At 61.8% G+C, this 12,969-nt stretch carries 14 protein-coding genes; 10 read left to right on the plus strand and 4 right to left on the minus strand.

The genetic code is table 11. From position 1 onward, the window contains the following. Nucleotides 1–2: 2 nt before the first annotated feature. The 8 genes from ACQ4WZ_RS22200 to ACQ4WZ_RS22235 all read left to right on the plus strand — a co-directional run bounded on the left by ACQ4WZ_RS22200 (nucleotide 3) and on the right by ACQ4WZ_RS22235 (nucleotide 7,480). Entirely contained in the window at nucleotides 3–818 is an 816-nt protein-coding gene (locus ACQ4WZ_RS22200) for an ABC transporter ATP-binding protein (RefSeq protein WP_029496076.1), read from the plus strand. Nucleotides 819–841: 23 nt separating this feature from the next. After that, the gene (locus ACQ4WZ_RS22205) at nucleotides 842–1,738 is read left to right on the plus strand and encodes a branched-chain amino acid ABC transporter permease (RefSeq protein WP_198521486.1); all 897 of its coding nucleotides are present in this window, start codon (nucleotides 842–844) and stop codon (nucleotides 1,736–1,738) included. 63 nt (nucleotides 1,739–1,801) lie between these two features. Further along, on the plus strand, nucleotides 1,802–2,860 hold the full coding sequence (locus ACQ4WZ_RS22210) for a branched-chain amino acid ABC transporter permease (protein WP_034752817.1): 1,059 nt from the start codon (nucleotides 1,802–1,804) through the stop codon (nucleotides 2,858–2,860). A 65-nt stretch (nucleotides 2,861–2,925) separates the two neighbouring features. Further along, complete coding sequence (locus ACQ4WZ_RS22215) at nucleotides 2,926–4,245, plus strand: ABC transporter substrate-binding protein (RefSeq protein ID WP_133988947.1); 1,320 nt, start codon at nucleotides 2,926–2,928, stop codon at nucleotides 4,243–4,245. 124 nt (nucleotides 4,246–4,369) lie between these two features. Beyond that, nucleotides 4,370–5,206 carry an ABC transporter ATP-binding protein gene (locus ACQ4WZ_RS22220; RefSeq protein ID WP_071079964.1) on the plus strand — a complete coding sequence of 279 codons (837 nt, stop codon included), beginning with the start codon at nucleotides 4,370–4,372 and terminating at the stop codon, nucleotides 5,204–5,206. Nucleotides 5,207–5,222: 16 nt separating this feature from the next. Next, nucleotides 5,223–5,582, plus strand: a complete 360-nt coding sequence (locus ACQ4WZ_RS22225; protein ID WP_133988948.1) for an MmcQ/YjbR family DNA-binding protein — start codon at nucleotides 5,223–5,225, stop codon at nucleotides 5,580–5,582. Beyond that, nucleotides 5,579–6,835: a phenylacetate--CoA ligase family protein gene (locus ACQ4WZ_RS22230; protein ID WP_436574546.1), complete on the plus strand. Its 1,257-nt coding sequence runs from the start codon at nucleotides 5,579–5,581 to the stop codon at nucleotides 6,833–6,835. Before ACQ4WZ_RS22225 ends, ACQ4WZ_RS22230 begins: the two co-directional genes overlap by 4 nt. Before the next feature lie 63 nt (nucleotides 6,836–6,898). Beyond that, nucleotides 6,899–7,480, plus strand: a complete 582-nt coding sequence (locus ACQ4WZ_RS22235) for a hypoxanthine-guanine phosphoribosyltransferase (RefSeq protein ID WP_035823544.1) — start codon at nucleotides 6,899–6,901, stop codon at nucleotides 7,478–7,480. A gap of 105 nt (nucleotides 7,481–7,585) precedes the next feature. Here ACQ4WZ_RS22235 and ACQ4WZ_RS22240 read toward each other — a convergent pair whose 3' ends face one another. From ACQ4WZ_RS22240 to ACQ4WZ_RS22250, 3 genes are all read right to left on the minus strand, one after another. Further along, nucleotides 7,586–8,539, minus strand: coding sequence for an NAD(P)H-dependent flavin oxidoreductase (locus ACQ4WZ_RS22240; RefSeq protein WP_101483398.1), 954 nt, complete (start codon nucleotides 8,537–8,539; stop codon nucleotides 7,586–7,588). A 99-nt stretch (nucleotides 8,540–8,638) separates the two neighbouring features. Then, complete coding sequence (locus ACQ4WZ_RS22245; RefSeq protein WP_133988950.1) at nucleotides 8,639–9,562, minus strand: MBL fold metallo-hydrolase; 924 nt, start codon at nucleotides 9,560–9,562, stop codon at nucleotides 8,639–8,641. Nucleotides 9,563–9,570: 8 nt separating this feature from the next. After that, nucleotides 9,571–9,798: a DUF1289 domain-containing protein gene (locus tag ACQ4WZ_RS22250; RefSeq protein WP_133988951.1), complete on the minus strand. Its 228-nt coding sequence runs from the start codon at nucleotides 9,796–9,798 to the stop codon at nucleotides 9,571–9,573. A 278-nt stretch (nucleotides 9,799–10,076) separates the two neighbouring features. Between ACQ4WZ_RS22250 and ACQ4WZ_RS22255 the strand changes: the two genes are divergently transcribed. Beyond that, nucleotides 10,077–10,490, plus strand: a complete 414-nt coding sequence (locus tag ACQ4WZ_RS22255; protein ID WP_101483396.1) for a CopG family transcriptional regulator — start codon at nucleotides 10,077–10,079, stop codon at nucleotides 10,488–10,490. A gap of 54 nt (nucleotides 10,491–10,544) precedes the next feature. Beyond that, entirely contained in the window at nucleotides 10,545–11,807 is a 1,263-nt protein-coding gene (locus ACQ4WZ_RS22260; protein ID WP_243857892.1) for an extracellular catalytic domain type 1 short-chain-length polyhydroxyalkanoate depolymerase, read from the plus strand. On the opposite strand, the gene ACQ4WZ_RS22265 is transcribed toward ACQ4WZ_RS22260, so the two are convergent. Further along, nucleotides 11,800–12,951 (minus strand): response regulator, encoded by a 1,152-nt coding sequence (locus ACQ4WZ_RS22265; RefSeq protein WP_436574547.1) that lies wholly within the window; start codon nucleotides 12,949–12,951, stop codon nucleotides 11,800–11,802. The genes ACQ4WZ_RS22260 and ACQ4WZ_RS22265 overlap by 8 nt on opposite strands. Nucleotides 12,952–12,969 lie beyond the last annotated feature (18 nt).

The following is a 12,969-nucleotide window of genomic DNA, read 5'->3' on the forward strand; positions in this document are numbered from 1 at the left end:
CGATGCAAATGAACGAACCCGACGCCCATTTCGGCACGGCCCGCAAGACGGGGCCCGTGATCCTCGACCTGAAGAACATCTCGCTGTCGTTTGGCGGCGTGAAAGCGCTGACCGACATCTCGTTTGACGTGAAACAGCATGAAATCCGCGCCATCATCGGCCCGAACGGCGCCGGCAAGAGCTCGATGCTGAACGTGATCAACGGCGTGTACCGCCCGCAGCAGGGCGAGATCATTTACCGGGGCGAGCACCGGCGCGGCATGGATTGCTACGCGGCCGCCAAGTCCGGCATCGCGCGCACCTTCCAGAACATCGCCCTGTTCAAGGGCATGACGGTGCTCGATAACATCATGACGGGGCGTAACCTGAAGATGAAGTCGAATTTCCTCTTGCAAGCCCTGTACTGGGGTCCGGCGCGGCGCGAGGAAATCGAGCACCGCAAAAAGGCCGAGGAGATCATCGACTTCCTGGAAATCCAGGCCATCCGCAAGACGCCCGTGGGGCGCCTGCCCTATGGCCTGCAAAAGCGGGTGGAGCTGGGCCGCGCGCTGGTGGCCGAACCGGAAATCCTGCTGCTGGATGAACCGATGGCCGGCATGAACGTGGAAGAAAAGCAGGACATGTGCCGCTTCATCCTCGACGTCAACGACCAGCTGGGCACGACCATCGTACTGATCGAGCACGACATGGGCGTGGTGATGGATATCTCTGACCGCGTGGTGGTGCTCGACTACGGCAAGAAGATCGGCGACGGCACGCCCGACGAGGTGCGCAGCAATCAGGATGTCATCAACGCCTATCTCGGCGTGGCCCACTAAGACGCATTGGACACCGTATGAATATCAATTTTTTCTTTGAAGTGCTGATCGGCGGCCTGCTGTCGGGCGTCATGTACGCGCTGGTGGCGATTGGTTTTGTCCTGATCTACAAGGCCTCGGGCGTGTTCAATTTTGCGCAGGGGGCGATGGTATTTTTCGCCGCCCTCACCTGCGTCGGCATCATGGACAAGTTCGGCCTGTCGCTATGGCTGGCCATCCCGCTGACGATGCTCACCATGATCGTGTTGGGCATGGCGATTGAAAGGGTGGTCTTGCGGCCCCTCGTCAACCAGCCGGAAATCACGCTGTTCATGGCCACCATCGGCCTGACCTTTTTCATCGAGGGTCTGGCGCAGCTGATGTGGGGCTCGCAAGTGCACAAGCTGGACTTGCCCATCGAAGACGTGCCAATGCAGTTCCTGATGGACCGCTTCGACATCAACATTTCGCAGTTCGACCTGATGGCGGCCGGCATTTGCGCACTGCTGGTGATCTGCCTGGCCCTGCTGTTTTCGAAAACCAAGGTGGGCCGCGCCCTGCGCGCCGTCGCCGACGACCACCAGGCAGCACTGGCGGTCGGCATCCCGCTGCAGCGCATCTGGGCCGTGGTGTGGGGCGTGGCGGGCCTGGTGGCCATGGTGGCAGGCTTGCTGTGGGGCGCGCGCAACGGCGTGCAGTTCGCCCTCACCTTCATCGCCTTGAAAGCGCTGCCGGTGCTGATCCTCGGCGGCTTTACCTCGGTGCCGGGCGCCATCGTCGGTGGCCTGATCATCGGCGCATCGGAAAAGCTGGCCGAAGTCTACCTGGGCCCCATGGTGGGCGGCGGCATCGAAGGCTGGTTCCCGTATGTGCTGGCCCTGCTGTTCCTGCTGGTGCGCCCGGAAGGCCTGTTTGGCGAGAAGATCATCCGGCGCATCTGACGCCGCACCGCCGCACCATGCACACGACGCACAACGCTACCGCTCCATCGCAAAGGACTCGCCATGATTTACCGTGAAGCAGGACAATTCAAGACCAGCTACCAGGCTGACAACCAGATTTTCCCGATCCGCCAGGACCGCCTGGCGCTGACGGCCACGCTGCTTGTCGCCGTCTTCCTCCTGCCGTATTTTGCCTCGCCCTACATGTTGTCGGCGATCCTGATTCCCTTCCTGATCTTCGCGCTGGCGGCACTGGGCCTGAACATCCTGACCGGCTACGCAGGCCAGCTGTCGCTGGGCACGGCCGCCTTCATGGCCGTGGGGGCATTTGCCTCGTATAACTTCATGGCCCGCCTGCCTGGATTACCACTTCTGGTGTCGTTCATCCTGGGCGGCCTGTGCGCGGCCATGGTGGGCATCGCCTTCGGCCTGCCCTCCCTGCGCATCCGCGGCTTTTATCTGGCCGCCTCCACGCTGGCGACGCAGTTTTTCGTCGTCTGGTGCCTGACCAAGATCCCGTACCTGACCAACTACAGCTCCTCGGGTGTGATCACGGTACAGAAAATGACCATCCTCGGCTACCAGTTCGATACGCCGCAAAGCAAATACCTGCTGGTACTGGCTATCGTGGCCGGCATGGCGCTGCTGGCCAAGAACATGATCCGTTCGAACGTGGGCCGCTCGTGGATGGCCGTACGCGACATGGACATGGCCGCCGAGGTGATCGGTTTCAGATTGATGCGCACCAAGCTGCTGGCTTTCGCCGTCAGCTCGTTTTACTGCGGCGTGGCGGGCGCCCTGTATGCGTATGCATACCTGGGCACGGTGGAACCGGAAGCATACAACCTGGATCTGTCCTTCCGCATCCTGTTCATGATCATCATCGGCGGCGTCGGCTCCATTCTCGGCTCCTTCCTGGGCGCGGCTTTCATCGTACTGCTGCCCGTCTTCCTGAACACCATCGCGCATGGTCTGGCACTACCGACCAGCGTGGCCTCGAACCTGGAACTGATGGTGTTCGGCGCGCTGATCATCTTCTTCCTGATCGTCGAACCGCACGGCCTGGCCAGGCTGTGGCAGATCGCGAAGGAGAAATTGCGCCTCTGGCCTTTCCCGCACTAAGAATTTGTACCTTGCAGTCTGATGTCGGTTGACTTGAAATCAAATAAAACAAGAGGAGACACACAATGAAACACATCAAATCGCTCATGCTGGCCGCCGCCATCGCCAGTGCAGCACTCACCATGGCCGGCAGCGCGCAGGCGCAGGACAAGGAACAGTACATCGCCCTGCCGTCCTACCGCGTAGGTCCTTACGCGGCCGGCGGTTCCGGTTTCTACGGCGGCATCATCGATTACTTCAACCTGGTCAACCAGGCCGGCGGCGTCAATGGCGTCAAGATCAGCTGGGAAGAATGCGAAACCGAATACAACCCTTCGCGCGGCGTCGAATGCTATGAACGCCTGAAAACCAAGCAGGGCGGCGCCACTTTGGTCGAAACCCTGTCCACGGGCGTCGCCTACGGCATTCTGGACCGCGTGGCGCAAGACAAGATCCCCATGACGATGATCGGCTACGGCCGCTCGGACGCCGCCAACGGCAAGGTCTTCCCCTACGTCTATCCGCTGATCTCCAGCTACTGGAGCCAGGCCGCTGCCATGATCAAATACCTGGGCGACAAGGATGGCGGCATGGACAAGCTGAAAGGGAAAAAAATCGTCCACCTGTACCACGATTCGGCCTTTGGCAAGGAGCCGCTGCCTGTGCTCGAAGCCCTGTCGAAACAGTACGGCTTCGAGCTGGTGAAAATTCCCGTCGCGCCGCCAGGCAGCGAACAGCAATCGCAATGGCTGCAAATCCGCCAGGCCAAGCCGGACCACGTGATCCTGTGGGGCTGGGGCGTGATGAACTCCGTTGCCATCAAGACGGCGCAGCGCAACGGCTTCCCGCGCGACAAGATGCTGGGCGTCTGGTGGGCCGGCTCCGAGGAAGACACGATTCCATCGGGTGACGCGGCCAAGGGCTACACGGCGATGACATTCAATACGCCAGGCAACTACCCCGTGCTCGACGACATCCGCAAAAAACTCTACGCGTCCGGCAAGGGCAACCTGTCCGACCAGTCGCGCATCGGCTCCGTCTACCACATGCGCGGCGTGACGGCCGGCATCCTGTGGGTGGAAGCGATCCGCGTGGCGCAGGAAAAATTCGGCAAGGGCAAGCCGGTCACGGGCGAGCAAATGCGCTGGGGCCTGGAAAACCTGAACGTCGACGACGCGCGCCAGAAGGCCGTCGGCGCGCTGGGCATGTTCCCCACCGTGAAGACCAGCTGCGACGATCATGAAGGTTCGGGCGCCGTGAAGGTGCAGCAGTGGGATGGCAAGAAATGGACTGCCATCACGCCAAAGTGGATCGTCGGCGACAAGGCCCTGGTGCGCAAGCTGGTCGAGGAATCGTCAGGCAAGTATGCCGAAGAGAAGAAGATCACGCCGGCGTGCATGAAGTAAGCGGCTTTCGGGGTGGTGTCGGATTACGGCCTGCGGCCTGATCCGACCTACGCCGCATCCACGTAGGTCGGATTAGCGTAGCGTAATCCGACAAGCACCAACATCACATGAAAACGAAGCAGCCATGACACCCACTGCCACGCAAACACCAGACACCCCACCGCCCTACCTGTCGGTGAACAATATCGAAGTCATCTACGACCACGTGATCCTGGTCCTGAAGGGCGTGTCACTGCAAGTGCCGCAAGGCAAGATCGTGGCGCTATTGGGCGCCAACGGCGCCGGCAAGTCGACCACCCTGAAAACCATCTCGACCCTGCTGCGCGGCGAACGCGGCGACGTCACCAAGGGCGAGGTCCAGTTCAAGGGCGAACGCGTGGATCAATTGACGCCGAATGAACTGGTCAAGCGGGGCCTGTCGCAAGTGATGGAAGGACGCCACTGTTTCGGCCACCTGACCATCGAGGAAAACCTCTTGACCGGCGCCTACACGCGCAGCCTGTCGCGCGGCGAGCTGAAAGACGCGCTGGAGAAGGTGTACCACTATTTCCCGCGCCTGAAAACACGGCGCAGCAGCCAGGCCGGCTATACCTCGGGCGGCGAGCAGCAGATGTGCGCCATTGGCCGCGCACTGATGGCCAAGCCGTCGATGATTTTATTGGACGAACCCTCGATGGGCATCGCACCCCAGATCGTCGAAGAGATCTTCGGCATCGTCAAGGACCTGAACCACAAGGAAAACGTGTCGTTCCTGCTGGCCGAGCAGAACACCAACGTGGCGCTGCGCTACGCCGACTTCGGCTACATCCTGGAAAACGGACGGGTCGTGATGGAGGGACAAGCACAGGAACTGGCCAGCAACGAAGACGTCAAGGAATTTTATCTGGGCGTCTCCAGCGCCGGACGCAAGAGCTTCCGCGACATGAAGTTCTACCGCCGCCGCAAGCGCTGGCTGGCCTGACACGGGAGCGGCCGTCATGGACCTGGAACGAGCGAAGCAGGTTTGCCGCGCCTTTCCCGGCGCGACAGAAGACATCAAATGGAAGAACGTGCTGGCGTTTTCCGTCGGTGGCCGACTGTTCGCGCTGTGCGGCGCAGAAGCACACAGCACGCGCGGCATGAGCTTCAAGGTCGATGCGGAACGCTTCCTGGAATTGACGGACCGCCCCGGCATCCGCCCGGCGCCGTACCTGGCGCGGGCCAAGTGGGTGCATATCGCCAGCCCCGACGCACTCGACGACGGGGAAATGGCGGCCCTGCTGCAGCGCTCATACAGCCTGATTTTTACGGGGCTGACAAAAAAAATGCAACGTGACATTGGAGAATCAGCAACATGACCGATACGCTCGACAGTCTGGAAGCACGCGCCCCCGAAGCGCGCGAACGCGAATTGATGGCCGGCCTGCCGCAGCTGATCGCGCGCGCGCAAAAGGCGCCGGGCTGGGCCCGCATCCTCGATGGCGTCAACGCGGCCGACATCACCAGCCGTACCGCATTGGCGCAACTGCCCGTCACGCGCAAGTCCGACCTCAAGCAGTTGCAGCAAGATGCCTTGCCGTTCGGCGGCTTGAATACGACGCCGAAGAACGCCCTGGCACGCGTGTTTGTCTCGCCCGGTCCCATCTTTGATCCGGAAGGCCCAGGCCCGGACTGGTGGCGCTTCGCGCGGCCCATGTATGCGGCCGGCGTGCGCGCCGGCGGCCTGCTGCAGAACTGTTTTTCGTATCATTTCACACCGGCCGCCTTTATGGTCGAAGGGGGCGCCGCACGCATCGGCTGTACCGTCATCCCGGCCGGCATCGGCCAGACGGAAATGCAGGTGCAGGCGATGGTCGACTTGAAGCCGGACACCTACATCGGCACGCCGTCATTCCTGAAACTGATCATCGAAAAGGCGCGCGAGATGGGCGCCGACATCAGCAGTGTCACCAAGGCCCTGATGGGAGCGGAAGCCTTGCCCGAATCCTTGCGCAGCTGGTTTGCCGAGAACGGCGTGCCGCACGTGTTCCAGACCTATGCCTCGGCCGATATCGGCAGCATCGCCTATGAAACGGCCAGCAATGGCAAGCTCAATCCGGGCATGGTCGTTGACGAAAACGTGCTGCTTGAAATCGTCCATCCGGGCAGCGGCTTTCCCGTCGGGCCGGGTGAAGTGGGTGAAGTCGTCGTCACCGTCTTCAATGCCGACTATCCGCTGATCCGCTTCGCCACGGGCGATCTGTCGGCCGTGCTGATGGACGCGCCGGATTCGCCGTGCGGGCGCACGAATACGCGCATCAAAGGCTGGATGGGACGCGCCGACCAGACCACCAAGGTGCGCGCCATGTTCGTACATCCGTCGCAGGTACATGAAATCGCGCGCCGCCATCCGCAAATCAGAAAAGCGCGGCTGGTAGTGTCAGGCCGCATGGCCAACGACGAGATGGCTTTGCATTGCGAAGTCGACGATCCGCTTGACGCCAGCGGCGTGGAAGCCATCATCGGATCGATACGCGAACTGACCAAGCTGCGCGGCGATGTGGTGCTGGTGGCCGTGGGCAGCCTGGCGCAGGATGGCAAGGTCATTGACGACATGCGCGATTACAAATAAGGCCAATTTGCGGGATAATACCGGCATTGACCATCAGCCCCATTCATCGCCATGCAAGAGTCCATGCAAGAATTTCATCACAACCGTGCCCGTGACCTGATCAAGAACGCGGAATTGCTGTTCGACCAAGATACCGTGCAGGCGTCGATCACGCGCATGGCCGATGTACTCAACACGCGCTTCAACGCGGAGGATTCCAAGGAATTCCCTCTGGTGCTGGGCGTGATGGGCGGCGCCGTCGTCTTCACGGGCAACCTGCTGCCGCAACTGAGCTTCCCGCTCGAATTCGACTACATCCATGTGAGCCGCTACGGCGACGACGACAAGGGTGGCGAAGTGGTGTGGAAAGTCATCCCCCGTTCGAACGTGGCGGGCCGCACCGTCATCGTGCTCGACGATATTCTCGACGAAGGCGAAACCCTGGCGCACGTCAAGCAGCGTTTGCTGGACATGGGCGCCTCGGAAGTCATCCTGGCCGTGTTTGCAGACAAAGCCATCGGCAAGAAAAAGCCCGTGCAGGCGGACATCGTCGGCCTCGTGATCCCGAACCGCTTCGTCGTCGGCTTCGGCATGGATGCATACGGCTACTGGCGCAACCTGCCAGGCCTGTGGGCCATCAAGCCCGAGGATTTGAAGCAGGAGTGATGTAACGGTGGTTATCGGATGACGCTGAGCTAATCCGACCGACCAGTGCCTGGTGGCGTAGGTCGGATTAGGCCAAAGGCCGTAATCCCACAACTACCACCAGCGTTACAGCTTCAGCCGCGCGCGCGCCGCATCGTATTCGGCCTTCAGGCGCGCCACCATCTCTTCTACGCTAGGCACGTCATCCATCAAGCCCACGCCTTGGCCCGCGCCCCAGATGTCGCGCCAGGCCTTGGCGCTGCCGGAGCCAAAATTCATCGAACTCTTGTCCGCTTCGGGCAAGGCTTCCGGATCGAGTCCGGCCGCGACAATCGATTTTTTCAGATAATTCCCATGCACGCCCGTAAACAGGTTCGTGTAGACGATATCCGATGCGGCGGATTCAACGATGGCGTCGCGGTAACCGTCGCTCACGTTCGATTCCTTGGTCGCCAGCCAGCGCGAGCCGATGTAGGCAAAATCAGCACCCATGGCTTGTGCGGCCAGCACGGCGTCGCCCGTGGCAATGGAGCCCGACAGCGCCAGCGGACCGTCAAAGAATTTGCGCACTTCGCCCACCAGCGCGAACGGCGACAGGGTGCCAGCATGGCCGCCAGCGCCGCTGGCCACCAGTATCAAGCCGTCGACACCCGCCTCCAGCGCCTTTTTCGCATGGCGGATCGAGATCACATCGTGCAGCACGATGCCGCCATAGCTGTGGATGGCGTCGAGCATTTCCTTGGGCGGCGCGCGCAGCGAGGAAATGATGATGGGTATCCGGTGTTTCACGCACACTTCCACGTCATGCGCCAAGCGGTCGTTCGACTGGTGCACGATCTGGTTGACGGCGATCGGTCCCACTTTTTTATCCGGATTGGCGGCCTGGAAGGCGGCCAGTTCGGCTTGCAAATCCGTGAGCCAGGTGTCGAGCAATTCGGCGGGACGCGCGTTCAGCGCAGGAAAGGAACCGACGATGCCGGCCTTGCACTGCGCCGCGACGAGGGCCGGGCCGCTGGCGATGAACATCGGCGAAGCGATAACGGGTAAGGAGAGGTTTTGCAACGCAACAGGCAATGCCATGGCGGACTCGCTGGAAAGTTGATCGGGATGAGAAACACACTGAACGTTGATTATAGTGCAGAAAAAGTACGGTCGTGCTGAATTTATCGCCTATCCGTTTCAGCCCTCGTTAAGCAAGTACTCACCCTCAACACGCGCCGCTGCGGCTCTACATAGCTGCGCGACGGCCCACTCGGCCAGCGCGACCGCCTCCTGGCGCAGGAAGCGCCGGTTGGCCTCTACGAAGATGGGCATGTCGCGCAACAGCGCTGGTATTGCGGCGATGGCGATGCGCTGACGCTCCAGCAGCAAAAATTTCAGCAGCACCTTGACGGCATTCTGCGCATTGCGCACGGGATCGGAGGACAGGTAGTCGAGGCGCGAATAGGCGCGCTGCAGGGCGCCGGCGGCGTCCTGGAACGGTCGTCCGTGGCCGGGAATGACGACGCGCACGTCCAGGCTAGCGATCAGATCCAGGGTGGCGCGCGCCTCGCTGAAGCCGGAGCGGCCGTCGAGTTCAGGGAAGATCACGCCGAAGCCGTTTTCCCACAGAGCGTCGGCGGAAATGAGGATGCCCTCGTCGGCACAATAAAAGATCAATGAATGCGGATCATGGCCGGGCGCGCCCAGTGCCTGCCAGCGCAGGTCGGCCAGGGTCAAGATGTCGCCGGGCGAAACGGTAGCGTCAAAGCCGAAGCGCGGACATTGCTGGCCCGTGGCCTGGAAACTGAGGGCATCGACATCCCAGCTGCGTACCTTGTCCGCTTCCGAGACGGGAATCGCCGTCTGGCAGCCGTATGCGGCTTGCAGCAGCGCGTTGCCGCCACAATGGTCGGAGTGCAGATGGGTGTTGAACAGGCGGTCCAGCGGTCGCCCTTGCAAGCTATGGCGCAGCAAGGCCAGTGTTTGCGGCGCATGCGTGACATAGCCGCTGTCGATCAGGGCCGTGTCATCCCGGCCCTTGAACAGGATGTTGTTTGACGACAGCCAGCCGCGTTCGAACACCTGAATGGAATCGGGGAACAGCGCTGGCGATCGCGGCATGGGCTTCCTCAGTAGTCGGGCTCGAAATCGAGCAAAGATTCGCGTCCCGGCAATTCGGCCCATACGGCGCGCTTGAAGTCGTCGTCCGCCTTGCTCCAGGCGATGATCTCGTCGAGCGTACGCATGCAGCCTTCGCACAAGCCGCTGTTGCGATTCATCTTGCACAGGCTGACACAGGGCGACGGTACCGGTGACGGCAGGGGGAGCGGAACGGCTGGCAGGGTATCGACCATCATGGAGCGGCATCGGTGTATGTACAGGCTTGCATTATGCCGCGAAACCATGCCGGCGAGTCGCTGCATCTCCATGCAATGGCTTTATCACCATATTTTTCACCATAAAACATAGTTAAAAAATCACCGTCGCACATTTATTTTAAGCCTCGTTTTCACTCTGAGCGGGCCTTGTCCTACACCCCGACCAGGCCAGATCCTGCTTGACTTGAGCTATTTCACAACTATACTACCATCCATACAGATGGCAAATGGATGCCACATGGAGTTTTTGGAGACTTATGGCCAAGCAAGACAGCAAGCCCAAAATTGGGGAATCCGAGAAAATCACGATCAATCTCGGTCTAATCGACCTGGGGCAGATCGATCTGCTGGTCCAGGAGGGATTTTATTCCAACCGCACGGATCTGATCCGTACGGCCATACGCAACCAGCTGGGTATCCACGCCGACGTGGTGAGACAAACCGTCGCCCGTAAAAGCCTGGTATTGGGCATGCAGCATTATTCGCGCGCCGACCTGGAAGCGATCCAGGCAGCCGGCCAGCGCCTGCAGATACAGGTGCTGGGACTGGCCAGCATCGCCAGCGACGTCTCCGTGGAATTGGCACTGGCCACCATCGAGTCGATCTTCGTATTAGGTGCCCTGCATGCCAGCACCGTCGTCAAGACGGCGCTCGCAGGGCGAATTCACTAGCGTATTGGTTTGCGGCGATGACCCGGCCGATGCGCGGCACCGTTAAGGATGGTCATGAAACTACCTCTCAACATGTTGGCGCACATGCGCGCCGCAACCCGCAATCTGATGGGCCAAGGTCCCGCCGCCGCCACCGAAGCCATCCAGCAGGCGCTGTCTGCCGCCGGTCTGGCGCCGACGGCAGCGTCCACGCAAGCGCCTCCCATGCGTGATATCAATCCCCCGCCGACACCAGCGCAGGCCAGGGCCGAGCAGCCGCAAGCTGCCGCCGGGCCAGAGACGCCTGCCGCGCCACCCACGCCCGCGCAGGCGGCGCAGGACTTCGCGCAGGATTTCATGGCGCGCCTGGGCGTGCCCGCCGGCCTGGGCCAGCACGGCTTCGACATGCCCAGCTTCGAACTGCCGAATTTCCACACGCCCGGTTTCAACGCGCCGGGCACCGCGCCGGTGGAAATACCCGCTGGCGCGCAGTTCATCGACGGTGTGTACCGCAACCATGCGGGCACGCGTTCGTACAAACTGTACATCCCCAGCAGCTACCACGGCCAGGCCATGCCGCTGATCGTCATGCTGCACGGCTGTACGCAAAATCCCGACGATTTCGCCGCCGGTACACAGATGAACGCGCTGGCCGAAGAAAAGGAATGTTTTGTCGTCTACCCGGCGCAAACGCAGGGCGCCAACAGTTCACGCTGCTGGAACTGGTTCAATGCCATCGACCAGCAGCGCGACCAGGGCGAACCATCGCTGATCGCCGGCATCGCCCAGCAAGTCATCGACGACTACCCGGTGAATGAACGCGAAGTGTTCGTCGCCGGCTTGTCGGCGGGGGGCGCCATGGCCGTCATCGTCGGCACCCTGTACCCGGACTTGTTCGCCGCCGTCGGCGTGCATTCGGGCCTGCCCTTCGCCTCGGCGCAGGACTTGCCGTCGGCGCTGGCAGCCATGAAGGGCGGCGCCATGCCCAATGCCCAGCGCAAGGCGCCGGCGGGGGGCGTGCCCATCATCGTCTTCCATGGCGACCGCGACACCACCGTCAACCCGCGCAACGGCGATGAACTGATCGCCCAGGGCGTGCGCAGCCAGGCGGGCGGCAAGGCCGCCAGGGCCGACTCCATCGATGGCAGCGTGCCGAATGGCCACCGCTACACGCGCACCACGCACAGCCAGGCGGACGGCTCACCGCTGGGTGAACACTGGGTCATCCACGGCGCCGGCCATGCCTGGTCCGGCGGCAGCGGCAGCGGAAGTTATACCGACGGCAAAGGCCCGGACGCCAGCCGAGAGATGCTGCGCTTTTTCAAAACCGTCAGCTGATGTTTTCGGCGAAGGGCGCGATCTGCCGCTGCTTGTCGGCGATCTCGCACACGCCGTCGGCATAGCGGTCGGAGATGGCGATGAACTGCTCCTGGATTTCCAGGAAGGCGTCGACGATCTCGGCGTCAAAGTGCGAGCCGCGCCCATCGACGATGATCTGCACGGCCTGCGCATGCTCCATGCCCTGCTTGTAGATGCGACGGCTGATCAGGGCGTCATACACGTCGGCCAGCGCCATCAGGCGCGCCGAAATCGGGATGGCTTCGCCAGCCAGCCCCTGCGGGTAGCCGCTGCCATCCCATTTCTCGTGGTGGCTGTAGGCGATCTCCTTTGCATACTTGAGGAAATCGACTTCGATGCCCAGCTCGTGTTCGGCCGCCAGGATGGCGTCGCGTCCCAGCGTGGTGTGCGTCTTCATGATGGCCATTTCGTGCGGCTCGAAACGCCCCGGCTTGAGCAGGATATGATCGGGGATGCCCACCTTGCCGATATCGTGCAGCGGCGCCGTCTTGAACAGCAGTTCGATATTCTTGTCCGTCAAAAAATCGCGGAAACGCGGCAAGCCGCGCACTTTCTCGGCCAGTGCCTTCAGGTAGTGCGAGGTGCGGCGGATATGGTTGCCCGTCTCGCTGTCGCGCGTCTCGGCCAGCGAGGCCATGGCGTGGATGGTGACGTCCTGCAACGCCTTGACCTCCTGCACGCGGCGCTCCACTTCCGTTTCCAGGTACTGGTTCTGGTCGCGCAAAAAATCCTGCATCTGCTTCATCGCCAGCTGCGTCCTGATGCGCGCCAGCACGATGGGCGCCGAAATCGGCTTGGTGATGTAGTCGACGGCGCCCAGGGCCAGGCCCAGCTGCTCGTCGGCCACTTCGCTCATGGCGGTCACGAAAATCACGGGTATGCCGGCCGTGGCGGGATTGGCTTTCAGCGCGCGGCACACATCGTAGCCGCTCATGCCCGGCATCATGATGTCGAGCAGGATCAGGTCGGGCTGGTCGCCGCCGGCGGCGATCTTCAGGGCGCGCTCGCCATTGACGGCGATCTTGGTGCGATAATCGTCTTCCAGCACCGCGCGCAGCAGGTCGATATTGTCTGGCGTGTCGTCGACCACCAGGATGGTTGGCTTGCTTGCCGGCGCTCTCATGCCCGTCCTTCGTTCTGC

Origin of the sequence: Janthinobacterium darwini (assembly GCF_051380905.1) — a bacterium.
Lineage (GTDB): Bacteria > Pseudomonadota > Gammaproteobacteria > Burkholderiales > Burkholderiaceae_D > Janthinobacterium.

Excerpts from the sequence above, each read along its gene's own strand:
- ACQ4WZ_RS22200 (WP_029496076.1), top strand. The coding sequence starts at position 3 with ATGCAAATGAACGAACCCGACGCCCATTTCGGCACGGCCCGCAAGACG.
- ACQ4WZ_RS22210 (WP_034752817.1), top strand. The coding sequence starts at position 1,802 with ATGATTTACCGTGAAGCAGGACAATTCAAGACCAGCTACCAGGCTGAC.
- ACQ4WZ_RS22215 (WP_133988947.1), top strand. The coding sequence starts at position 2,926 with ATGAAACACATCAAATCGCTCATGCTGGCCGCCGCCATCGCCAGTGCA.
- ACQ4WZ_RS22220 (WP_071079964.1), top strand. The coding sequence starts at position 4,370 with ATGACACCCACTGCCACGCAAACACCAGACACCCCACCGCCCTACCTG.
- ACQ4WZ_RS22225 (WP_133988948.1), top strand. The coding sequence starts at position 5,223 with ATGGACCTGGAACGAGCGAAGCAGGTTTGCCGCGCCTTTCCCGGCGCG.
- ACQ4WZ_RS22230 (WP_436574546.1), top strand. The coding sequence starts at position 5,579 with ATGACCGATACGCTCGACAGTCTGGAAGCACGCGCCCCCGAAGCGCGC.
- ACQ4WZ_RS22235 (WP_035823544.1), top strand. The coding sequence starts at position 6,899 with ATGCAAGAATTTCATCACAACCGTGCCCGTGACCTGATCAAGAACGCG.
- ACQ4WZ_RS22240 (WP_101483398.1), bottom strand. The coding sequence starts at position 8,539 with ATGGCATTGCCTGTTGCGTTGCAAAACCTCTCCTTACCCGTTATCGCT.
- ACQ4WZ_RS22245 (WP_133988950.1), bottom strand. The coding sequence starts at position 9,562 with ATGCCGCGATCGCCAGCGCTGTTCCCCGATTCCATTCAGGTGTTCGAA.
- ACQ4WZ_RS22250 (WP_133988951.1), bottom strand. The coding sequence starts at position 9,798 with ATGATGGTCGATACCCTGCCAGCCGTTCCGCTCCCCCTGCCGTCACCG.
- ACQ4WZ_RS22255 (WP_101483396.1), top strand. The coding sequence starts at position 10,077 with ATGGCCAAGCAAGACAGCAAGCCCAAAATTGGGGAATCCGAGAAAATC.
- ACQ4WZ_RS22260 (WP_243857892.1), top strand. The coding sequence starts at position 10,545 with ATGAAACTACCTCTCAACATGTTGGCGCACATGCGCGCCGCAACCCGC.
- ACQ4WZ_RS22265 (WP_436574547.1), bottom strand. The coding sequence starts at position 12,951 with ATGAGAGCGCCGGCAAGCAAGCCAACCATCCTGGTGGTCGACGACACG.